This window comes from Alloalcanivorax profundimaris (assembly GCF_015265435.1).
Taxonomy (GTDB): domain Bacteria; phylum Pseudomonadota; class Gammaproteobacteria; order Pseudomonadales; family Alcanivoracaceae; genus Alloalcanivorax; species Alloalcanivorax profundimaris.
On record NZ_JABJWH010000036.1, the window covers coordinates 387,712 to 408,518 of the forward strand.

Genomic DNA, 20,807 nt, shown 5'->3' on the forward strand with positions numbered 1-20,807 from the left:
GGTCAGGCGGCGGGGCCGGCCGCCACCTGCCGGCGCACCCGGTCCACCAGCTGCCGGGCCAGTTGTTCCGGCGTGCCGTTGAAGGCCACGCAGCCGGTTTCGCGCACCGCGTCCGGCTGGCTGCTCACCGCGCAGCTGTCGGCGGTTTGCGCCCACACCTGGGTGCCGCCGGCGGCCAGCCGGGGCGCGGCGATGGCGCCGTCGTTGCCCATCCCGGAGAACAGGATGGCGCCATCGCAGTGGCCGAAGCCGTCGGCCACATTATGCAGCACCTGGTCGATGCACGGGGCATAGGGGCCTTCCCAGCCCTGGCCACTGCGGCGCACGGTGCCGTCGGCGGTGAACTCGATGCTCTGATCCACCGGCGCCACCAGCAGGTGGCCGTGGGCCAGCCGGCTGCCGTCGCCGGCCACCCGGCAGCTCACCTGGCTGTCGCGGCACAGCACCTGGCAGAGTGTATCGAGAAAGCCGCCGTCGATGTGTTGCGCGAGTATGAACGCCACCGGCAGATGGGGCGGCAGGCAGTCGAGAAACTGTTTCACCGCCGCCGGGCCGCCCAGGCTGGCCCCCAATACCCAGACCCGCGCGGCGTCGGTCCGTTCCCCGTCGGGCAGCGCCTGGAACTCCCGGGGCTCGGGAATCGGCGCCGGCGCCGGTGCCCGGGGCAGGGTTTCCAGGCGCTCCTCCACGGCCGGGGCGCCGATGTAATCCACCAGTTTGGTGACCAGGCGGCGCTCCCAGCGCGGGTAATGCTCGGCGGTGCGCGCCGGGGCCTGGCCGTCGCAGAACAGCAGCGGCGCGGCGGCGCGCTCCAGCAGGTGGTCCAGGAACGGCTGCCAGCGGTCCTCCCGGGACAGGTCCACCACCCACAGGTCCAGGGCGTCCTCGGCCAGCCAGCGGGCTTCCAGATGCTCCGGGTCGGTGTTCACCACCACCCGGTAACCCTGGCCCTTGATGGCGCCGGCCAGCAGGTGACCCTGCAGGGTATCGTCGGCGATCACGCCCACCCTGCCGGACGCGGCCGCCATCAGGCGCGGATCTCCCCGGTCTCGCCGAGCAGCTCACGGAGGGTGGAGAGCAGCTCGTTTTCCTGGAACGGTTTGCCCATGTAGGCGTTCACGCCGATGTCGAAGGCGCGCTCGCGGTGCTTCTCGCCGGTGCGCGAGGTGATCATGATGATCGGCACCGCGCGCAGGCGGTCGTCGTGGCGCATGTGGGTGGCCACCTCGAAGCCGTCCATGCGCGGCATTTCGATGTCCAGCAGCATGGCGTCCGGGGTTTTCTCTTCCAGGGTGGCGATGGCGTCGATGCCGTCCTTCGCGGTGACCACCTCGAAGCCGCTGCGCTCCAGCAGGCGGCCGGTGACCTTGCGCACCGTCACCGAGTCGTCCACCACCATGATCAGTGGTGCCGCGCGGCTTTCGTCCTCGTCTTCCAGGACCGGCACCTCCGCCGCCGGCTCCGGCGCCCGCTCCGGCAGCGCTTTCTGCTGGGCCTGGGCGGCGCGGATCAGCGAGTGGATGTCGAGAATGATCACCACGGCGCCGTCGCCGAGAATGGTGGCGCCACTGATGCCGGCCACGCTGGCCAGCTGCGGGCCCACGGATTTCACCACCACTTCCCGGGAACCGATCAGGGTGTCCACCACCAGGGCCACGCTGTGGTCGGCGCTGCGGATCAGCAGCACCGGCAGGGGCTGGGTCTGGTTTTCCAGGTTGGGGGCGCGGGTGTCGTGAACGAAGCGGCCCAGGTAGCTCAGATCGTAGGCCTGGCCGGCGTAGTGGTAGGCCGGTGCCTCGCCGTCGCCGGCGTGTTCCAGATAATCGCTCAGCTCGTAGGGGCTGGCGCGCACGATGCCCTCGATCTGGCTGAGCGGGATGGCGTAGGCGTCCTCGCCGACGCGCACCATCAAGGCCCGGTTCATGGCCAGGGTGAACGGCAGACGCACCAGGAAGCGGGTGCCCTTGCCGGGCTGGGAGTCGATGATCACCGAACCGCCCAGCTGCTTGATCTCGCTGGCCACCACGTCCATGCCCACGCCCCGGCCGGACACCTGGGTGACCTGGCTGGCGGTGGAGAAACCGGCGTGGAAGATGAACTGCTGGATTTCGTGGTCGGGGAGCTGGGCGTCCTCGGTCATCAGGCCGCGCTCGATGGCCTTGCGGCGCACCGCCTCGGTGTCGATGCCGCGACCGTCGTCGGCCAGGGTGAGCACCACCTCGCCGCCCTCCCGGGCCAGTTCCAGGCTGATGTGGCCGCCCTCTTCCTTGCCCGCTTCGCGGCGCCGTTCCGGCAGCTCGATGCCGTGGTCCACGGCGTTGCGCAGCATGTGCTCCAGGGGCGCCACCACCCGCTCCATCAGGGTGCGGTCCAGCTCGCCTTCCGGGTTGAGCACGTCGAAGGTGACGCGCTTGCCCAGCTCGCCGGAAATCTGCCGCACGATGCGGCGCAGGCGCGGCACCAGCCGGGAGAACGGCACCATGCGGGTGCGCATCAGTTTTTCCTGCAGGTCGGTGTTGACCCGCTGTTGCTGCAGCAGCAGCGTTTCCGTGTCCCGGGTGCGGTCGAGCAGGGTGTTCTTCAGGTCCAGCAGGTCCGAGGCGGATTCCGACAGCTGCTTGGTGATCTGATGCAGCTCGGAGTACTGGTCCATTTCCAGGGGGTCGAACTTGTCGTCGAATTCGCCCCGGTCCACGCCTTTCTGATAGTTGGACAGAATCTGCGCTTCGGTTTCCACGTCCAGGCGGCGCAGCTGCTCATAGAGCCGGGTCACGGTGGCGCCCATTTCCGCCACGTTGAAGCCGAACTCACTGATGCTCTGTTCCACCCGGCTGCGGTTGATGGACGTTTCGCCGGCCAGGTTCACCAGGGCTTCGAGCACGTCGGCGCCCACCCGCACCATTTCCTGGGGCTGGGCCTGGGGGCGGCGCTCCTCGCGGCGCGGCTGGCCACCGGCCGGGTGCTCCGCTTCCACGGTGGCCGGCGGGCCCGCCGGCGCCGGACGCCGGGCGATGGCGTCGCGCAGGGCGGCCAGGCGCTGGTTGATGGCGTCGAAGTGGGCCAGCATGGCCTCGAAATCGCTTTCCTCCGGATCCCGGCGCTGGCTTTCCAGGCGCGTGATCAGGCTTTCCAGGCGGTGGCTTTCCTCGCCCAGGTCATTGAGACCGGCCAGGCGCGCGCCGCCCTTGAGAGTGTGCAGGGCGCGTTTGAGGTCGTCGCTGAAGTCGCGGCTTTCCGGATGGTCGCGCCAGGCGGTGAGGCAGCCGTCGATGATCTCCGCCAGCTCCTCGGATTCCTCCAGGAAGACGTCCAGAATCTCGGCGTCCACCTCGTCCGGCAGGGCGTCCTCGGCCGGCTCCGTCGCCGGCGCGGGGACGGGCTCCGGCGCCGCCGGTTCGGCGGTCTCCGGGGCGGGGGCCGCCGCCGGTGGCAGCTGGAAGCCGTCCGGGTCGTTCAGATAGTCGTGTACCGCCTGGATCAGGTGATCCGCCGGGGTCAGCGGCCGCTCGGCGGTGACTGCCTCCACCATCTCCGCCAGCCGGTCGTGGCAGCGGTGCAGCAGATCGAACAGCGCCGGCCGCGTCGCCACCCGCTCCAGGCCCAGGGCTTCGTAGAGGGTTTCCAGCTCATGGCCCAGGTCCCCCAGCTCGGTGACCTCGGCCATGCGGGCGCCGCCCTTGAGGGTGTGCAGGTCACGCTGCAGGGCCTGCAGTTCCAGGGTGTTGCCCGGTTCCGCGATCCAGGTTTCCAGGCTCTGGCCGGCGGATTCCAGGATGTCGTTGGCTTCTTCCAGGAAGATCGCCACCAACTCCGGGTCGCGCTCCGGGGCCGGTTCCGCCGCGAAGTCCGCTTCCGGGACCGCCGCCGGCGATTCCGGGGCCGCCGGCGCGGCCGGGTTCCGGGCGGCCCGGGACAGGGCCTCGACCACGTCCGGCGCCGGTGCCGGGGCGCGGCCCTGGCGCAGGGCGTCGATCATGTCCGCGAGCCGGTCGTGGCCTCGGTGCAGTACGTCGAACAGGGACGGCGCCGGAGCCGGCCGGTCCGGTCCGCCGGCCACTTCGTAGAGGTTTTCCAGCTCGTGGGCGAGATCGGCCACCGGGGTGACGGCGGCCATGCGGGCGCCGCCCTTGAGGGTGTGCAGATCCCGCTGCAGGGCCAGGCGGCTGTCCGCCTCGCCCTGTTCCCAGGCGGCCAGATGCTCGCTGGCGGCCAGCAGCAGGTCCTCGGCCTCTTCCAGGAACAGGGCGGTGAGCTCCGGGTCCAGGTCGGCGCGGGGGCCGTCGGACGGCGGGGCCGGGGCGTCGCCGTCGCCTTCGCCGTTCGCCGGCCAGGTGTCCGCCGCCGCCGGGCCGCCACCGGGCCCGCCCGGGCCGGGGGTTTCCGCCAGGTCGCGGAGGGCGTCCACCAGGCCCAGTTCGGCGCGCACGGTCTGGCCGGCGGCCAGGCAGTCCATCATGTTCATCAGCGCTTCGTGGCCTTCCCGGGCCAGCTCCAGGAGCCGGTCGCTGAAGCCCAGGCGGCCCTGGTTGACCGCGGAATAGACCGTGGCCAGGGCCCGCGCCAGACCGTGGATTTCGTCCAGGCCGGCGGTGCTGGCGCTGTTGGCGAGCAATTCCAGTTCGTCGCGCAGGCGGGCCAGCTCGGCGGTGTGGCCCGGGTCCGCGGCCCACTGCTCGAGCAGGTTGTCGGTGTCGATGATCAGGTCCATGCCCTCGGACAGGAACACGGACAGAATATGCGGATCGGTGCCCTCGCTGTCCTCGTTGAGGGCCTCGCGGGCGGCCAGCAGGCGCGCGATCAGCGGCGGCGCGTCGGGCAGGGTCACCGGGCCGTCGCCCAGGTCGGTCAGGCCGCGCCGCAGTTGCTCGTGGGCTTCGCGGATCAGGGTGACCAGTTCATCGTCGGCGCGCCGGCCGCCGTTGATCAGCTCCTTGACCAGTTTCTCCGCCGGTTCCGCCAGCTCCGCCACGGCGTTGATCTCGGCCATGCGGGCGCTGCCCTTGAGGGTGTGCAGGGCGCGGTGCACCTGGTCGTCCACCGGATGTTGGGAGAGGTGCGGATCCAGGGAATCCAGCCACTGGCTCACCAGGGCCAGATTGCGCTCCGCCTCGCTGCGGAAGATGTCCAGCAGCACCGGGTCGGCGTCTTCCGCCGCCGGTCCGTCGCCGGCACGGGCCGGCTGTTCCGGCGGCAGCTCGAATTCCAGGCCGTCCAGGTCGGCGAGCGGGTCCGGATCGGCCGGTGACGGCGCCGGCTCGAAGGCGCTCAGGGTGATTTCCTCGCCGTCGTCGTCCTCGTCGGTGGGCGCGTCGGGCTCGGCGATGGTTTCCGGCGCCGCCGGTTCGTTGTCGGCCGGGTCCCCGTCCACCCGGGGCACCCGGTCCAGCTTGCCGCCGTCGGCCAGGGTGAAGGCGGCCTCTTCCAGGGGCGCCACGTCGAACGGCGGCGGCTGGCGTTTGGCGAAGGCCTCCACCAGGGCCGGGATCAGGCCGTGCACGGTGCGCACCAGCTCGATCAGGGTGGCGTCCGGTTCGATGCTGCGATCGATCACCCGGTTCATCATGTTCTCGATGGACCAGGCCAGTTCGCCCACCGTGGTGGCGCCCACCATGCGGCCGGAGCCCTTGAGGGTGTGGAAGGCGCGGCGGAATTCCACCAGCGCGGTTTCGTCGCTGGTATTGGCGGCCCAGCGCGGGAAGTACTGGTCCAGGGCCTCGAGCACCTCGCCGGCTTCTTCCACGAAGATCTCGATGATCTCGTCGTCGATCAGGTCGTCGTCGTCCTCGGCGTCCGCTTCCGGTTCGACGGTCGGTTCGTCGGCGGAGTGATCCAGGGTGGCGTCGATGGCCTCTTCGGTCTCTTTGCCGGTGGCGTCCCCGGCGTCGTCGTCCGGCGTCTCGGTGACTTCCGGCTCTTCGGCGGCCTCCGGTTGCTCATCGGCCTCTGGCCCTTCATCGGCTTCTGGCTCTTCATCGACCTCTGGCAGGGGATAGCCCAGATCGCCGACGCTGGCCCGGGCCAGGTCGAGAATGTCGTCCCGGGTTTCCGGGTCGTCGCTGAGCCGCTCCAGGTAATATTCCACCGAGGTGATGGCGTCGGCCAGGGTGTCCATGCTGCGCCAGTCCGGGTTCGCCTCGCCGGGCATCAGGCGTTCTTCCACGAAGCGCACGCACTGGCGCAGGATGTCCGCCGGGCGGGTCAGCTGCACCACTTCCAGACCGCCGCGCACGGCGTTGAGCCGTTCCGGCACCGGCCGCAGGTGGGCCCGGTCCCATTGCGAGGCGATGAACTCGACGATGCCGTCCTTCGCTTCCTCCAGGCCGGCGCGGCATTCGCGCAGCACCGCGTCCATGGCCTGGCCCACATGGCTGGGCAGGGCGTCGCCGGTGAGCGGCGCCGGGCGGCGGTTGTCGCCGCCGATGCCGGCCAGGGTGGCTTCCACGTAGAGCAGCGCGCCGGCCACGTCCATCAGGGTGTCGCGCTGGGCCGGGCGGCGCCGGCCGACGATGTCCTCCATCACCTTGAGCTGTTCTTCCACCAGGGCCCGGGGCTGGCCCAGGCCGAGCATGGCCACGGTGTCGGAAACCTGCTTGAGACGCACGGTTTGCGGCTCCAGGCTGGCCGGGTCGGAATCGCCCTCGTGGACGAAGCGCTCCAGGGCGTCCTTTACCTGGGTGATCTCCTCGGACAGGGCGCTTACCACGGAGCTCATGGCCACCGCGTCCGGGCCGGTCATGCGCTCGCGCTCGGCATTGACCAGATCGTCCGAGGGCAGTGCCTCGTCCAGGCGGAAGCCGGCGCGCACCTCGCGGATGCGCGGGCTGTCGTGCTCCGCCTTGGCGATGTAATAAAGCAGGTTCTTGAGCAGCTCCGGCGGCGCCGGCCGTTCCAGGCTGTCGGCGCCGTCGGCGGCCAGTTCGCGCAGGGCGCGGTCCACCTGGCCGAGGATCTGTTTCACCGAGGAGCCGAGGCTGATCACCTCTTCCTGCAGCCCTTCGGCGAGGGCGTCGGCGATGCGCCACAGCGGCGCCCGGGCGGCCTCGCCGGTGACCTGCTCCAGCTTGGCGAACACCTTGCGCATGTAGCCCAGGTTGCGCTCGGTGTCGTCGTTGCGCATCAGGCCCACCAGGGCGAGCTGGAACATCTGGCGGATCTTGCGCGCCAGCTGGCCGAAGCGCGGATCGTCGCGCACCGCGTCCGGCACCCGGCCCTGGCCTTCGGCCTCGCGCATGTCCGGTTTGAACAGGGCGGTTTCGGAAAGCAGCGCCTCGCCACGGGCGGCGCGCAGGTCGTTGAGCAGGGGCAGCAGCACCACCGGCAGGTCGCGCCGGTTGCTGGCCACCCGGTCCAGGTAGGGCGGCAGCTGCAGGATGGCGCGCATCAGGGTTTCCTGACCGTCGCTCACGTTGCCCACGCGCCGGTCCACCAGGGCGCGGGCCAGTTTTTCCATTTCCTCGGCGAGCAGGGCGGCGCCGTAGAACTCCACCATCTGCAGGGTGCCGTACACCTGGTGCAGATGGGTTTGGCAAAAGCGCATGCGCGTGGAGTCGTTGGGATTCTCCACGAAAGCTTCCAGGGCCTGCTGGGCCTGGTTCAGGGTTTCCTGGATCTCCCCTCGAACCCAGTCCAGTGCCAGATAGTCGTGACGGTCGCTCATGACGTCTCCCGCGTTATTATTGCCGGCGCCGGAAGGCCAGGGTATCCGCGAACTGCACCCTTTCCAGGCGCGGATCCTGCCAATCGGTGATTTCGCCGGGTCCGAGCACCAGCAATCCCCCAGGTGCCAGCCGGCCCGCGAGCCGGGTCACGATCTGACGTTTCCGCCAGCGGCGGAAGTAGATCAGCATGTTCTGACAGAAGATCAGGTCCATGTTGTCCATGGGCGCCTGATCCAGATTCAACACGTTCAGATAGGCGAAGCACACCCGCTCGCGGAGAGTGTCGCCGGCCTGCAGGGTGTTGGCGTCCACTTCGGTGAAGTAGGTCTGGCGCAGGCGCGGATCGATCTGCTCCACGCGCCGCCGGCCGAACACGCCACGCCGGGCCTTGGCCAGGGTGGGCAGGCTGATGTCGGTGCCGGTGATGCCGTAGAACAGTTCCTTGTCGGCATCGGCGAAGCGTTCCTGGATCAGCATCGCCAGGGAGTAGGCTTCCTCGCCGGTGGAGCACCCCACGCTCCAGGCATTGAGGGTGGCGCCGGCCGCCCGTTCCGCGGCGAAGCGGTTGACGAAATCCTCCACCAGGGCGAACGAGCCGGGGTGACGGAAGAAGCTGGTCTCCTGCACCGTGAGCCGGTCCACCAGCACCGACCATTCCATGGCGCGGGCTTCGGTGGCGCCGGTCACCAACTGCTCGTAGTAGGTGTCGTAGCCGTCGATGCCCAGCTCGCGCATGCGAATGTTGAGGCTGGTCTCCAGGAACGGCTTGCGTTCCGGCGCCAGGGTCATGCCGGTACGCTCCTCCAGCAACGCCTGCCACAGCTGGAACTGCTCGGCGTCCATGGCGGGGGCGTTCTTGATCGACCAGCGATCTGTCACTGCGTAACCCATGGTTCCGTCTCCGGAACCGGCCCGGGCCGGTTCAGGAATGTTCCGGCAGGCGGAAGCCGGCCACCGAGTTCCGCATCTCCTGGGCCATTTCCGCCAGGTCGCCAATGGAGCGGGCGGTGGCGGTGGTACCGGCGGAGGTCTGCGAGGTAATTTCCTGGATCACGTTCATGGTGTTGGAAATGTGACCCGCGGAGGCCGCCTGCTGGCGCGCCGCGTTGGAAATGTTCTGGATCAGGTCGGCCAGGTTCTTGGATACGTTCTCGATCTCTTCCAGGGCGACACCGGCGTCCTGGGCCAGGCGCGCGCCCTTCACCACCTCGGCGGTGGTGGCTTCCATGGAGATCACCGCCTCGTTGGTGTCGGTCTGAATGGTTTTTACCAGGGTTTCGATCTGCTTGGTGGCGGCGGCGGAGCGTTCCGCCAGGCGCTGCACCTCATCCGCCACCACCGCGAAGCCGCGGCCCGCTTCCCCGGCCATGGACGCCTGGATGGCGGCGTTCAAGGCGAGGATGTTGGTCTGGTCGGCGATGTCGTTGATCAGGCTCACGATGTCGCCAATCTCCTGGGAGGATTCACCCAGGCGCTTGATCCGCTTGGAGGTTTCCTGGATCTGCTCGCGGATGGTGTCCATGCCGTGGATGGTGGCCTGCACCACTTCCGCGCCCTTGTTGGCGATCGCCACCGCTTTTTCCGCCACCGCGGCGGACTCGGCGGCGTTGGCGGATACCTGGTCAATGGACACCGCCATTTCGTTCACCGCCGCCGAGGCGCCGGCGATTTCCTGGGCCTGGTGCTCGGAGGCTTCCGCCAGATGCATCGCCGTGGACTGGGTTTCCTGGGCGGCCGAGGCCACCTGCACGGCGGAGTTGTTGATGGTCTGCACCAGGCTGCGCAACTGGTCGATGGAGTAGTTGATGGAGTCGGCGATGGCGCCGGTGAAGTCCTCGGTCACCGTCGCTTCCACGGTCAGGTCGCCGTCCGCCAGGTCGCCCAGTTCGTCGAGCAGACGCAGAATCGCCGCCTGGTTCCGCTGGTTCTCGCTCTCCAGTTCGTTACGGCGGCGGGCCGCCTCGCGGTTACGCTGCAGCATGATCAGGAAGAACATCAGCACGGCGATACCGGCGCACACCGCGCCCAGCCACAGGGACGGGAACAGGCCGGTGGTGCTGCGCTCGAACTGATCGTTCAGGTTGGTGGATTCCTGAAGCAGATCCTGGGAGGTGCGGAAGATGGTGTCCGCGGCGCTGGAGACCTGGAACAGCTCCGGCGCGGTGTACAGGATGGCGTCCACGGACTGGGTAACGAATTCGTCGAACAGCCGCGAAATGCGGCCCAGATAGTTGAGGGCCTCGGGGTTGGTGATGCGCTCGATGCCCATGGCCGCGTCGCCTTCCAGCATGCCGTTGAGCACGCGGCCGAATTCGGTGGCGTCGCGGCCGAAGTTGTCCGCCGCGATCACCGCGTTGTCATCGCCTTCCAGCACCCGGGAGATGGAGCGCAGAATCCGTTCGGTGAGCCAGATCTGGCGCTGGGCGAAGGCCACCTGGTCCGGGGCGGCGTCGTTTTCCACCAGGATGTCCACCACCGCTTCGTACTCGGACTGCAGCTGCGGAATGGCCTGGGCCAGGGTGTCGGCCACTTCATGCAGATCGAGGACCGCGTTGCGGCCGTTGATGATGGTGGCGGTGTTGTCGCTGGCCTGGTCCCACAGGGACTGCAGGCGCTGTTTAACCTGCTCGTCCGCCATCGGCTCCTGGCGGAGCTGGTTCCAGGCCGCCTGGAAGTCACCCCGGGAGTCCTGCAGCAGCGCGAAGGCGTCCGCGTTGCCGGAGGAGGCTTCCAGCGCGTTCTTGGCGATCTGCTGGGACACCACGCGTAGCTCCGAGGCGGCGGTGATGTTTTCCTGGGCCTGGTTGGCCCGGGTCGCCGACAGCAGGAAGTTGGCCAGCGCGAGGGCGATGAAAATGGCAAGCCCGACATACAGGGCGATATTGAGCGGATTGCCGCCCGCGCTCCCCCGCGCCTTGCTGAACAAGTTTCCCGGTTTGAACTTCATAACTGGCTCCTGGCCTGGCTCTGTTCTTATCTCCCCAGCGCGGCCATGCCGTCAGCCCGTGCGGGCCGCCTGCATGAAGCGCGGATCCTGCGCCAGCCGTCTCAGGCTGAACACGGACCAGAGTTCCCCGTCCCTCTTGTAGCCGCCGCGCAGGTAAGGCCCCACGTGCTCCTCCCGCTCCGGTGGCACCGGCCGGTACGCGTCGAGGGGGAAGTGCTGCATGCCAAGCACCTCATCCACGATCACGCCGGTATACAGATCGTCCTGATCGAGCACCAACAGTCTGCGCCGTTTCTCCTGCAGCTCCGAGGGCTGGCCCAGGAAACGGCTCAAATCCATGACCGTCATCAGGCGGCCACGCACATTGGCCACCCCTTTCATCCATTGCATCACCCCCGGCACCCGGGTGTAGGCGGGCACCGAGAGAATTTCCGACACCTCGTCCATGGGCGCCACGAAATTGCGCTGGTCGAGGGTGAAGCCGACCCCGCTCCAATAGTCGACCGCGTCCTCCTGCATGGGGAGGTCGGCGGCCTGCTGGCGGCAACGGACGAAATAGTCCGCCAGCTTGATGAAGGCGGCGGAAGCGGCGGCGCTCATGAAGTCCCCGCCGTCATTCGCCGGCCAGTTGCCGATCCACGGTCTGCAACAGCACGTCCTCGTCCACCGGCTTGGTCAGGTAATCCTTGGCGCCCTGGCGCTTGCCCCAGACCCGGTCGGTTTCCTGGTCCTTGGTGGTGACGATGATGATCGGAATATGGGCTGTATCGGCGCCCTTGGTGAGTTGGCGGGTGGCCTGGAAGCCGTTCAGGCCGGGCATCACCACGTCCATCAGTACCAGGTCGGGCAGTTCGGAACGGGCCAGAGCCACGCCGTCGGCGCCATTGGCGGCCTCCAGCACGTGGTGGCCGTGTTTTTCCAGAATCTCCCGCAGTTTGTAGCACTCGGTGGGAGAGTCATCGACGATAAGAATGCGTGCCATCTTTTCCTCTTCGGGTTGAGCACCGCGGCTGCGTTTAGATGTGCTGACGAATGGCCCCCAGCAGCTCGTCCTTGGAGAACGGCTTGGTCAGGTACTCATCGGAACCGACGATCCGCCCCTTGGCCTTGTCGAACAGGCCGTCCTTGGAGGAGAGCATGATCACGGGGGTCGCCTTGAAGGCGCTGTTGTTCTTGATCAGCGCGCAGGTCTGATATCCATCCAGTCGCGGCATCATGATGTCCACGAAAATAATACTGGGTTTGCTGTCGGCGATCTTGGCCAGGGCATCGAAGCCGTCGGTGGCGGTGATCACCTCGCAACCCGCTTTCTTCAACAAGGTCTCGGCGGTACGACGAATGGTTTTGGAATCGTCGATTACCATTACCTTGAGGTCTTGGAAATTGTCAGTCATGGAGAACTGCCTTTACCGTGAACCGTTACGGACCGCAACGTCCTGTAATCGGAGGCCTTTTTTATATGCGTGTGCCAGGCAGCGCCCGGGAGCCCCCGCCGATCCCCTAGGGCGTTTTTCCGAGGCTCTACTGGGTGAAACAGCCCAAGCCGAGGTTTTAACACAGATTCTACATTCAATCTATAAGACCCTGTGAGACCTGAGAAAAGCGTCCCGTAGCGGCCCGGCCAAGGCGCTGATACCATTGCCCGGCACCCCTGTCGCGATCCGTTCTGGAGCCCCCATGAGCCTGAATATCGGCGTGGTGATGGACCCCATCGACCACATCAAACCCTGGAAAGACACCACCCTGGCCATGCTGCTGGAAGCCCAGCGTCGCGGCTGGACCCTCCATTACATGGAGCCGGCCGACCTGTACGTGCGCGACGGCGAGGTGCGGGCTCTGACCCGCGACCTGACCGTGCGCGACGATAACCAGGACTGGTTCACCCTGGGCGAGCCGGCCGCTCGCGCCCTGGCGGGCATGGACATGATCCTGATGCGTCAGGACCCGCCCTTCGACGCCGCCTATCTGTACGCCACCTACATGCTAGAGAAAGTGGAGCGTCAGGGGGTGACCGTGGTCAACAGACCGGCCAGTGTTCGCGACAGCAACGAGAAGCTGTTCGCCACCGACTTCCCGCAGTGCTGCGTGCCCACCCTGGTGTCCGGCCGCGCCGCCCTGTTGCGCGAGTTTGTAAAGGAGCAGGGTGACACCGTGATGAAGCCCCTGGATGCCATGGGCGGCACCAATGTGTTCCGAATCGAGCCGGGCAGCGCCAACCTGAGCGTGATCATCGACGTGCTCACCGAAAACGGCAAAACGCCGGTGATGGCCCAGCGCTTTATTCCCGAGATCACCGACGGCGACAAGCGCATCCTGATGATCAACGGCGAACCGGTGCCCTATGCCCTGGCGCGCATTCCCAAGGAAGGCGAGTTCCGGGGCAACCTGGCCGCCGGCGGCACCGGCCAGGGCCGCGAGCTCACCGACCGGGACCGCTGGATCTGCCAGCAGGTCGGGCCGGTGCTCAAGGAGAAGGGCCTGTACTTCGTGGGCCTGGACGTGATCGGCGACTATCTCACCGAAATCAACGTGACCAGCCCCACCTGCGTGCGCGAACTGGACGGGATCTATGGCATCAACATCGCCGGCCAGTTGTTCGACGCCCTGCTCGAACTGCGCGGCTGATGGGATGAAATGCGCGCTACGTCCTGGGCGGCGTGGCGCTTTCGGGGGACAATCGGGCCGATAATAAAGACGCAAGATCCTTCATGGCAGCTCCTCAGGTAACCGCCGCCGACCGGCTCGGCTTCACATTGTTTCTGGCACTGGCCGTGCACGGCCTGGTGTTGTTCGGCTTGAATTTCGCGCCGGAGAAGCCCCGTGCCGCGCCCAACAGCCTGGAAGTCACCCTGGCCATGCACCGGGCCGACGACGCCCCGGAAGAGGCGGACTTCATCGCCCAGACCAACCAGGCCGGCGCCGGCACCGAGGAGGAAAAGCGCGAGCTCACCACCACCGAGGCGGCGCCGTTCAGCGACCCGGACACCCGCGACGTGCAGCTGCAACCGCGCACCGCCCGGGAGCCGCGCCCGGTGACCCGCCAGAAAATCATCGTCACCCGCGCCGCCAGCGAGCGTGACACCACCAGCGAGCAGCGCGACCGCCAGGAAGAGCGCCCCGAGCGCAAGGCGGATCGGGATCAGATGGACGAACTGAGCCGGGAGATCGCCAGCCTGCAGGCGCGCCTGGACCAGCAGAAGCAGGCCTACGCCAAGCGCCCGCGCATCCGCCGGCTCACCTCGGTATCCGCCAAGGCCCACTACGAAGCCGCCTACATCGACGCCTTCCGGCGCAAGGTGGAGGCCACCGGCACCAGGCATTTCCCCCGCCAGGCCCTGGAAAACAACACCTTCGGCGGCGTGCGGCTGATGGTGGCGCTGCGCCGCGACGGCAGCATCGAGGAAGTGAAGGTGCTGGAATCCTCCGGCCACCGTTTCCTGGATCAGGCGGCGATACAGAGCGTGCGGCTGGCGGCGCCGTTCGAGTCCTTCACCGGCGAAATGCGCGAGCGCATGGACGTGCTGGAAATCATCCGCACCTGGCGCTTCGACGCCGGCCGCCGGGTGTCGTCGCAATAGCGCCGGAAACCGGTCGCCATCGTCTTGCCCTCGCCGGATCGGCACCGGATACTGTGGCCATGGAGAGCGCGAGCCTGAAACACCAGCTGCTGATCGCCATGCCCCAGATGGACGATCCCAACTTCGAGCACGCCGTCACCTATGTGGTGGAGCACGGCAAGGAGGGGGCCATGGGGCTGACGCTCAACCGCCCCGTGTCGTTGAGCCTCAACGATATCCTGGCGGACATGGACATCGAGGTGGAGGTGCCGCCCTCGGACCACCACCAGGTGGTGGCCGGCGGCCCCATTCAGCAGGACTCCGGTTTCGTGCTGCACCGCAGCACCGCCCGCCACTGGGATTCCAGTATTCAACTGGCCGACGGCCTGTGCCTGACCACCTCCCGGGACATCATGGAAGCCATCGCCCTGGGCGAGGGTCCGGAAGCCACTCTGGTGTGCCTGGGCTACGCCGGCTGGGACGAGGGTCAGCTGGAGCGGGAGCTGGCGGACAACGTCTGGCTGAGCGTGGCCAGCACCCCGGAACTGGTGCTCGACACCCCCTTCGATCAGCGCTGGCAGGCCGCCGCCGCCAGCCTCGGCGTGGACATCAGCCTGATCGCCACCCAGGTGGGCCACGGTTGATCCTGCTCGCCTTCGACCACGGTACCCGCAAGATCGGCGTCGCCAGCGGCAACGGCCTGATCGGCACCGCCTCGCCGCTGGCCCCGCTGCCCTGCCGGGATGGCCAGCCGGACTGGGAAAGCATCGCCGCCCTGCTCGCCGACTGGCGCCCGGACCAGCTGGTGGTGGGGCTGCCGCTCAACATGGACGGCAGCGAAAGCCCGTCCAGCGCCCGCGCCCGCAAGTTCGCCCGCCGCCTGCACGGCCGCTTCGGCCTGCCGGTGGCCATGGTCGACGAACGCCTTTCCACCCGCGAGGCCCGCGAGCGCACCGGCCAGAGCGGCCCGGATCCGAAGGTGGATTCCATGGCCGCGGTGGTGATCGCCGAGGGCTACCTCAACGGCGCCGAGCCGATCGCTCCCTGAGCCCGTCGCCTTCGCCGGCTTGACCGCCGTGGCCTGGCGAGCGATATTCAGCTCAATTTTCAAATAATTGAGCTGAACATGGCACGAATAAGCCAACCCCCTGATATAGAGGAGGTTTTTTCTTCCCGGTCGAGCGCTGTTGTGGATGCCATGGCCCGATATGGCACCGTCGACGCAAAAGGTCGCTACCTGCATTGGCATGATTTGCGTCGCCGTTTGCCCGCCGGGGTCGACAAGGAGGCGGTCTGGGTGGCGGTCAAGCTGGCCCGGCAAAGTCTCCTTAAGCCGATCCCCTTGAACGCGGCGGACGGTAGTCCCTTTCGTTTCTGCACGCCGGATACCGTGGAAAGCACCCTCCACGCCATCGACCGGCTCTGCGCGCCGTCGCTGCGGGAGGGTGGTTTCGACCTGTCCAGTCACGGCCAGCGCGAACAATATCTGGTGGAAACCCTGATGATGGAGGAGGCGATCTCCAGCGCCCAGCTGGAGGGCGCGGCCACCACCCGGGAGGTGGCCCGGGACATGCTGATCCGGGAGCGCCGGCCGCGCACCGAGGATGAGCGCATGGTATTCAACAACTACCTGCTCATGAAGGAGGCCAAGCGGGCCCGGGAAGAACACCTGGATCCGTCGTTGATCTTCCGCTTCCATGAGCTGGCCACCCATGACACCACCCAGCCCGGGGTGCTGCCCGGTGAACCCCGGCAAGGCGACGACGTGGTGGTGGTGGATCGGGATGGCGACGTGGCGCACCGCCCGCCGGCGGCGCGGCGATTGCCGGAGCGGCTTGAGGCGCTGTGCCGCTTCGCCAACGAAAATCACGACGGTCGCGACGGGCGGATGTTTATCCATCCGGCGGTGAAGGCGATCATTCTGCACTTCATGATCGGTTACGAGCACCCGTTCGTGGACGGCAACGGCCGCACCGCCCGGGCATTGTTTTACTGGTACATGTTGAAAGCGGGCTACTGGCCGTTCGAGTACATCTCCATCAGCGCGTTATTGAAAGACGCGCCCATCCAGTACGGCGAGGCCTATCTGTTCACCGAAAGCGACGACAATGACCTGACCTACTTCGTGGTCTATCAACTGCGCATCATTCAACGGGCCATCGATGCCTTCCTGGAATACGTGGCGGCCAAGCGGCGGGAATACCTGGAACTGATGGACTGGTTGGCCAACATGGGCATCGGTCGGCGCTTGAATCACCGGCAGGGCATGCTGTTGCGTCAGGCCTTGAAGAACCCGGGGGTGGGGTTTACCGCCAAGGAAGTGAAGAACCTGTTCGACGTGTCGGAGAACACCGCCCGCGCCGATTTGCGCACCCTGGAGGAGCTGGAGGTTCTGGTGCCTCACAAAGCCGGGAAGACGGTGGAGTTCCTGGCCCGGGCGGACGCTTCGGAGCGTCTGAAACGGCGCCTGAAGACACGTCGCCGGGGCGGGTAGGCGCCCCGGCGGCCGGCGCGTTACTGAGCCGGGGTCCAGAGCTTCCGCAGGGTGCCGATGACGGAGCCGGCCACGCCCTGGTTGCCCAGGAACTGGGTGATGATGGGGGTGAACTGGCTGATCATTTCCGGGCTCAGGCCCAGGGCGCTGAAGGCGCTCTGCACGCCGGCCAGGGTGTTCACGTTGCCGAGGGCGGCTTTCACCAGGCCGCCCTGGCCTTCGCCCTCGCCGCCGCCGAGCAGGGCGCCCAGGCCGGACACCTGGCTGGTCACGCCGCTGAATTGCTCGCCGGACAGTTGCGATTGCGCCATGGAGAACAGCGCCGCGCTGCCGCCGGCGGCTTGCTGCTTGGAAATGCCCAGTTCGCTGGACAGGTCGTTGACCAGGGTGGCGGTGTCGCCGGCCACCTGCCAGTCGCCGGAGGCCTTGTTCATGGCCGCCTGGGACTGGCTGGAGGCGTCGTTGGCTTTCTGCTGGGCCTGGTCCACCGCCTTGTTGGCGGAGTCCATGGCGCCCTTGAGGTCGAAGGCCTGGGCGGGATGGGCGAAGACGGCCAGCAGGGCGGCGGCGGAGAGGGTTTTGCCAAGGGTATTCATTGATACGTCCTTAAAATACAGAGTCCATGAAAAAGGTGGCCCGCGCGGGCGTCACGGTAACGCCGGGTGACCGGCCAATAAGGCCGCGCGAGTGTAACCGCCCACCGCCGTGATGGCACGGAAGCGGCTCGCAAAGCCGTGTTCATCTGCTACTCTACGGCGGTTGCTTGCCATCCACTTTCAGGAGACACCCTTGCGCTGGAACGAAGCGGACATCGACGCACGGCTCGCCGCCATGGCGGAGCAGGTGGCGTCCGGATACGGCGACGCGTCGCCGGCGCTGGTGGGCATTCAGGCCGGCGGGGCCTGGGTGGCGCGGGCGCTCAACGGCAAACTGGCGCGGCCGGCGCCGCTGGGTTCTCTGAACGCCAGTTTCTACCGCGACGATTTCGACACCCGGGGCCTCAAGCGCGCGGTGCAGCCCTCGGATCTGCCGTTCGACGTGGACGGCGCCCACATCCTGCTGGTGGACGATGTGCTGATGACCGGGCGTACCATCCGCGCCGCCATGAACGAACTGTTCGACTACGGTCGGCCGGCGTCCATCCGGCTGGCGGTGCTGTTCGACATCGGCCACCGGCAATTGCCGATCCGTCCCGATATTTGCGGGGAAACTTTGGCATTGCCGCCCCATCAGCGGGTAGAATTACGCGGGCCCGCGCCTCTGGTCGCGGAGGTGATAGAGATCCCCGTAAAGGCTGACGAATGACGCTTGCGCCGCCGCCCTCCTCCCGCGTGCAGCTCACCGAAGATGGCAAGCTGCGCCATTTCCTTTCCGTTGAACACGTTTCCCGTTCCCTGTTGGAAGAGATCCTGGACACCGCCGCCAGTTTCGTGGACGTGGGCGGGCGCGCCATCAAGAAGGTGCCCCTGCTGCGCGGCAAGACGGTGGTGAACCTGTTCTTCGAATCCAGCACGCGCACGCGCAGTACCTTCGAGCTGGCGGCCAAGCGCCTCAGCGCCGACGTGCTCAACCTGGACATTTCCAAGTCCGCCACCAGCAAGGGCGAGACCCTGCTGGATACCCTGCGCAACCTGGAAGCCATGGCCGCCGACATGTTCGTGGTGCGCCACCAGGACTCCGGCGCGCCCTTCTTCATCGCCAACGAGGTGACGCCCCAGGTGGCGGTGATCAACGCCGGCGACGGCCGCCACGCGCACCCCACCCAGGCGATGCTGGACATGTACACCATCCGCCACTACAAGGGCGGCTTCGCCGGCCTGCGGGTGGCCATCGTCGGCGACATCCTGCATTCCCGGGTGGCGCGCTCCCAGGCCCATGCCCTCAATGCCCTGGGCGCCGCGGAAGTGCGCCTGATCGGCCCGCGCACCCTGCTGCCGGTGGACGCGGAGGGCCTCGGCGTCACCGTGTTCACGGACATGGCCCAGGGCCTCAAGGACGTGGACGTGGTGATCATGCTGCGCCTGCAGAAGGAGCGCATGGATTCCGCCCTGCTGCCCAGCGAGGGGGAGTTCTTCCGCCTTTATGGCCTGACCAACGAGAAGCTGCGCCACGCCAAGCCGGACGCCATCGTCATGCATCCCGGCCCGATCAACCGGGGCGTGGAAATCGCCTCCGAGGTGGCGGACGGGCCGCGCTCGGTGATCCTCAACCAGGTGACCTTCGGCATCGCCGTGCGCATGGCGGTGATGTCCATGGCCATCAGCGGCCAGGAAAGCAGCCAGAATCCGGAGCAAGGGGGCGAGCATGGCCGTTAAGGCGCATCTGCTGATCCGCAAGGGGCGCGTGATCGACCCGGCTTCCGGCCGTGACGAGGTGGCCGACCTGCTGGTGGAAGACGGCCGTCTGGCGCGCATCGGCGCCAGCCTGGACGCCCCCGGCGCGGAAATCGTCGAGGCCGAGGGGCACTGGGTGCTGCCCGGCCTGGTGGACGCCTGCGTGCATTTGTCCGTGCCCGGCAGCGGCCGGGCCGGTGACATCGCCTCGGAAACCCGCGCCGCCGCCGCCGGTGGCGTCACCCATCTGGCCGCCCAGCCGGATTGCGGGCCGGTGGATTCCACCGCCGTGGTGCGCCTGATCCGCGAGCAGGCCGGCCAGGCCGGCTTCGCCCGGGTGCTGCCGGTGGCGGCCCTGACCCAGGGCCTGGAAGGCCATCAACTGGCGGAAATGGCCACCCTGGCCCGGGCCGGCTGCATCGCCGTGGGCCAGGGCGGCGCGCCGGTGGCCGATGCCCTGGTGCTCAAACGGGGCCTGGAATACGCCGCCACCTTCGATCTGCCGGTGATGTTCCGGCCCCAGGAAGCGGCCCTGTCCGCCGGCGGCTGCGCCCACGACGGGCCGGTGGCCACCCGCCTGGGGCTGCCGGGCATTCCGGCGGTGGCGGAGTCCGTGGAGCTGGCCCGGGACCTGCTGCTGGTGGAGGCCACCGGCGTGCGCGCCCACTTCCAGCAGATCTCCAGCCGCGATTCCCTGCCCCTACTGCGCGCCGCCAAGGCCCGCGGGCTGCCGGTCACCGCCGATGTAAGCGTTCACCATCTTCTGCTGGACGAGTCCGCCGTGGAGGGTTTCAACAGCCAGTGCCACGTGATCCCACCCCTGCGCGGCGCCGCCGATCGAGAAGCGCTGCTGGCGGCGGTGGCCGACGGCACCATCGACGCGGTTTGCTCCCAGCATCAGCCGGTGGGCTCTTCCAGCAAGGCGGCCCCCTTCCCCTCCACCAAGCCGGGGATTTCCGGGCTCGACACCCTGCTGCCGCTGATGCTCAAGCTGGCCGAGGACGGCGCCCTGCCCCTGGCCCGGGCGCTGGACGCGGTGACCGCCGCGCCGGCCCGCTGCCTGGGCATTCAGGCCGGGCATCTGGAGCCTGGCCGGCCCGCCAGCCTGTGCGTGCTGGCGGCGGACGAGAGCCGCACCCTGAGCAGCCACTGGCTGTCGGCGGGGCGCAACTCGCCCTGGCTGCACAGCCGCCTGCCCGGCGTGGTCAAGCTCACCGTGTGCCAGGGCCGGGTCAGCTGGCTGAGCGACTGATCTGGAACACCAGCTTGCGCAGGGTCTCCGGCTGCAGCACGCCGGGGGCGAACTGCAGCTTGCCGTTCGGATCCCGGAAAATGGTGGCCGGGGTGCCACGGATGCCGAACTCCCGCATCAGGGCGTTGTTCTCCCGCAGCTTCCGGCCCACCGCCTCGGGCACCGGGTCCAGCGGCGCCAGCCCCTGCTCCTGGCCCTTGGCCAGGGCCGCCGCCGGATCGTCCGCCGCCAACACCGCCGCGCCCTCCGGGTAGCTGCCCGGGCGCAGCACGGCGACGATCACGTGGCGCACCTGGGTGCGGTTGTCCGGATCGTCCAGCAGCGGGCGCATGTCCCGCCATTGGCGGGTGCAGTAGGGGCACTTCATGTCGGTGAAGGTGTACACCACCCGGTCCGGGTTCGCCGGACCCTCGGCCACCCAATGGCTGCGCGAGAGCACCTCGAAGATCTGTTTCTCCAGGGCGGCCCGGTCCTCGGGGGCATCCTGGGCGCGGGCGGCGCCGGTGGTGCCCAACAGGGCGAACACCAACAGGACCAGGGGATAACAACGGCGGAATAACGGCACG

General features: G+C 67.9%; 17 protein-coding genes. 8 read left to right on the top strand and 9 right to left on the bottom strand.

Features of this window, described 5'->3' with window-relative positions; genetic code table 11:
- Nucleotides 1-2 precede the first annotated feature (2 nt).
- The 7 genes from HMJ39_RS16455 to pilG are packed head-to-tail and all read right to left on the bottom strand — an operon-like array spanning nucleotide 3 to nucleotide 11,999.
- Nucleotides 3-1,028 (bottom strand): chemotaxis protein CheB, encoded by a 1,026-nt coding sequence (locus HMJ39_RS16455; RefSeq protein WP_194298117.1) that lies wholly within the window; start codon nucleotides 1,026-1,028, stop codon nucleotides 3-5.
- On the bottom strand, nucleotides 1,028-7,657 hold the full coding sequence (locus tag HMJ39_RS16460; protein WP_194298118.1) for an Hpt domain-containing protein: 6,630 nt from the start codon (nucleotides 7,655-7,657) through the stop codon (nucleotides 1,028-1,030). Before HMJ39_RS16460 ends, HMJ39_RS16455 begins: the two co-directional genes overlap by 1 nt.
- A 16-nt stretch (nucleotides 7,658-7,673) precedes the next feature.
- A complete protein-coding gene (locus HMJ39_RS16465) occupies nucleotides 7,674-8,549 on the bottom strand; it encodes a CheR family methyltransferase (protein ID WP_161382684.1) in 876 nt (291 codons plus the stop codon).
- Nucleotides 8,550-8,580: 31 nt separating this feature from the next.
- Nucleotides 8,581-10,605 carry a methyl-accepting chemotaxis protein gene (locus tag HMJ39_RS16470; protein ID WP_194298119.1) on the bottom strand — a complete coding sequence of 675 codons (2,025 nt, stop codon included), beginning with the start codon at nucleotides 10,603-10,605 and terminating at the stop codon, nucleotides 8,581-8,583.
- 51 nt (nucleotides 10,606-10,656) lie between these two features.
- Nucleotides 10,657-11,205 (bottom strand): chemotaxis protein CheW, encoded by a 549-nt coding sequence (locus tag HMJ39_RS16475; RefSeq protein ID WP_194298120.1) that lies wholly within the window; start codon nucleotides 11,203-11,205, stop codon nucleotides 10,657-10,659.
- A 13-nt stretch (nucleotides 11,206-11,218) separates the two neighbouring features.
- Nucleotides 11,219-11,587 (bottom strand): twitching motility response regulator PilH, encoded by a 369-nt coding sequence (gene pilH, locus HMJ39_RS16480; RefSeq protein WP_194298121.1) that lies wholly within the window; start codon nucleotides 11,585-11,587, stop codon nucleotides 11,219-11,221.
- Between the two features lie 34 nt (nucleotides 11,588-11,621).
- On the bottom strand, nucleotides 11,622-11,999 hold the full coding sequence (gene pilG, locus HMJ39_RS16485) for a twitching motility response regulator PilG (RefSeq protein WP_161382680.1): 378 nt from the start codon (nucleotides 11,997-11,999) through the stop codon (nucleotides 11,622-11,624).
- 283 nt (nucleotides 12,000-12,282) lie between these two features.
- Here pilG and gshB point away from each other — a divergent pair, with 283 nt between their 5' ends.
- The 5 genes from gshB (at nucleotide 12,283) to HMJ39_RS16510 (ending at nucleotide 16,656) form a co-directional block, all read left to right on the top strand.
- Nucleotides 12,283-13,230 (top strand): glutathione synthase, encoded by a 948-nt coding sequence (gene gshB, locus HMJ39_RS16490; protein WP_194298122.1) that lies wholly within the window; start codon nucleotides 12,283-12,285, stop codon nucleotides 13,228-13,230.
- A gap of 83 nt (nucleotides 13,231-13,313) precedes the next feature.
- Nucleotides 13,314-14,183: an energy transducer TonB gene (locus HMJ39_RS16495; RefSeq protein ID WP_161382678.1), complete on the top strand. Its 870-nt coding sequence runs from the start codon at nucleotides 13,314-13,316 to the stop codon at nucleotides 14,181-14,183.
- A 59-nt stretch (nucleotides 14,184-14,242) separates the two neighbouring features.
- Nucleotides 14,243-14,806, top strand: a complete 564-nt coding sequence (locus HMJ39_RS16500; protein WP_194298123.1) for a YqgE/AlgH family protein — start codon at nucleotides 14,243-14,245, stop codon at nucleotides 14,804-14,806.
- The gene (gene ruvX, locus HMJ39_RS16505) at nucleotides 14,806-15,210 is read left to right on the top strand and encodes a Holliday junction resolvase RuvX (protein WP_161382978.1); all 405 of its coding nucleotides are present in this window, start codon (nucleotides 14,806-14,808) and stop codon (nucleotides 15,208-15,210) included. The genes HMJ39_RS16500 and ruvX overlap by 1 nt, the downstream gene beginning before the upstream one ends.
- A 150-nt stretch (nucleotides 15,211-15,360) precedes the next feature.
- Nucleotides 15,361-16,656: a Fic family protein gene (locus HMJ39_RS16510; RefSeq protein WP_194298124.1), complete on the top strand. Its 1,296-nt coding sequence runs from the start codon at nucleotides 15,361-15,363 to the stop codon at nucleotides 16,654-16,656.
- A gap of 20 nt (nucleotides 16,657-16,676) precedes the next feature.
- Here HMJ39_RS16510 and HMJ39_RS16515 read toward each other — a convergent pair whose 3' ends face one another.
- Entirely contained in the window at nucleotides 16,677-17,252 is a 576-nt protein-coding gene (locus HMJ39_RS16515) for a DUF2780 domain-containing protein (RefSeq protein ID WP_194298125.1), read from the bottom strand.
- Between the two features lie 193 nt (nucleotides 17,253-17,445).
- Between HMJ39_RS16515 and pyrR the strand changes: the two genes are divergently transcribed.
- The 3 genes from pyrR to HMJ39_RS16530 are packed head-to-tail and all read left to right on the top strand — an operon-like array spanning nucleotide 17,446 to nucleotide 20,241.
- The gene (gene pyrR / locus HMJ39_RS16520; protein WP_228462415.1) at nucleotides 17,446-17,961 is read left to right on the top strand and encodes a bifunctional pyr operon transcriptional regulator/uracil phosphoribosyltransferase PyrR; all 516 of its coding nucleotides are present in this window, start codon (nucleotides 17,446-17,448) and stop codon (nucleotides 17,959-17,961) included.
- On the top strand, nucleotides 17,958-18,971 hold the full coding sequence (locus HMJ39_RS16525) for an aspartate carbamoyltransferase catalytic subunit (protein ID WP_194298126.1): 1,014 nt from the start codon (nucleotides 17,958-17,960) through the stop codon (nucleotides 18,969-18,971). Before pyrR ends, HMJ39_RS16525 begins: the two co-directional genes overlap by 4 nt.
- Nucleotides 18,961-20,241: a dihydroorotase gene (locus HMJ39_RS16530; RefSeq protein WP_194298127.1), complete on the top strand. Its 1,281-nt coding sequence runs from the start codon at nucleotides 18,961-18,963 to the stop codon at nucleotides 20,239-20,241. Before HMJ39_RS16525 ends, HMJ39_RS16530 begins: the two co-directional genes overlap by 11 nt.
- On the opposite strand, the gene dsbG is transcribed toward HMJ39_RS16530, so the two are convergent.
- A complete protein-coding gene (gene dsbG / locus HMJ39_RS16535) occupies nucleotides 20,222-20,806 on the bottom strand; it encodes a thiol:disulfide interchange protein DsbG (RefSeq protein ID WP_194298128.1) in 585 nt (194 codons plus the stop codon). The two genes, HMJ39_RS16530 and dsbG, sit on opposite strands and share 20 nt — an antisense overlap.
- Nucleotide 20,807: the final 1 nt, after the last annotated feature.

What these genes read in the sequence shown, in the direction of transcription:
- HMJ39_RS16465 (WP_161382684.1), bottom strand. Translation starts at nt 8,549, where the DNA reads ATGGGTTACGCAGTGACAGATCGCTGGTCGATCAAGAACGCCCCCGCC.
- HMJ39_RS16500 (WP_194298123.1), top strand. Translation starts at nt 14,243, where the DNA reads ATGGAGAGCGCGAGCCTGAAACACCAGCTGCTGATCGCCATGCCCCAG.
- gshB (WP_194298122.1), top strand. Translation starts at nt 12,283, where the DNA reads ATGAGCCTGAATATCGGCGTGGTGATGGACCCCATCGACCACATCAAA.
- HMJ39_RS16530 (WP_194298127.1), top strand. Translation starts at nt 18,961, where the DNA reads ATGGCCGTTAAGGCGCATCTGCTGATCCGCAAGGGGCGCGTGATCGAC.
- pilH (WP_194298121.1), bottom strand. Translation starts at nt 11,587, where the DNA reads ATGGCACGCATTCTTATCGTCGATGACTCTCCCACCGAGTGCTACAAA.
- HMJ39_RS16470 (WP_194298119.1), bottom strand. Translation starts at nt 10,605, where the DNA reads ATGAAGTTCAAACCGGGAAACTTGTTCAGCAAGGCGCGGGGGAGCGCG.
- HMJ39_RS16460 (WP_194298118.1), bottom strand. Translation starts at nt 7,657, where the DNA reads ATGAGCGACCGTCACGACTATCTGGCACTGGACTGGGTTCGAGGGGAG.
- HMJ39_RS16525 (WP_194298126.1), top strand. Translation starts at nt 17,958, where the DNA reads ATGACGCTTGCGCCGCCGCCCTCCTCCCGCGTGCAGCTCACCGAAGAT.
- pilG (WP_161382680.1), bottom strand. Translation starts at nt 11,999, where the DNA reads ATGACTGACAATTTCCAAGACCTCAAGGTAATGGTAATCGACGATTCC.
- HMJ39_RS16510 (WP_194298124.1), top strand. Translation starts at nt 15,361, where the DNA reads ATGGCCCGATATGGCACCGTCGACGCAAAAGGTCGCTACCTGCATTGG.
- HMJ39_RS16515 (WP_194298125.1), bottom strand. Translation starts at nt 17,252, where the DNA reads ATGAATACCCTTGGCAAAACCCTCTCCGCCGCCGCCCTGCTGGCCGTC.
- HMJ39_RS16475 (WP_194298120.1), bottom strand. Translation starts at nt 11,205, where the DNA reads ATGAGCGCCGCCGCTTCCGCCGCCTTCATCAAGCTGGCGGACTATTTC.
- HMJ39_RS16495 (WP_161382678.1), top strand. Translation starts at nt 13,314, where the DNA reads ATGGCAGCTCCTCAGGTAACCGCCGCCGACCGGCTCGGCTTCACATTG.
- HMJ39_RS16455 (WP_194298117.1), bottom strand. Translation starts at nt 1,028, where the DNA reads ATGGCGGCCGCGTCCGGCAGGGTGGGCGTGATCGCCGACGATACCCTG.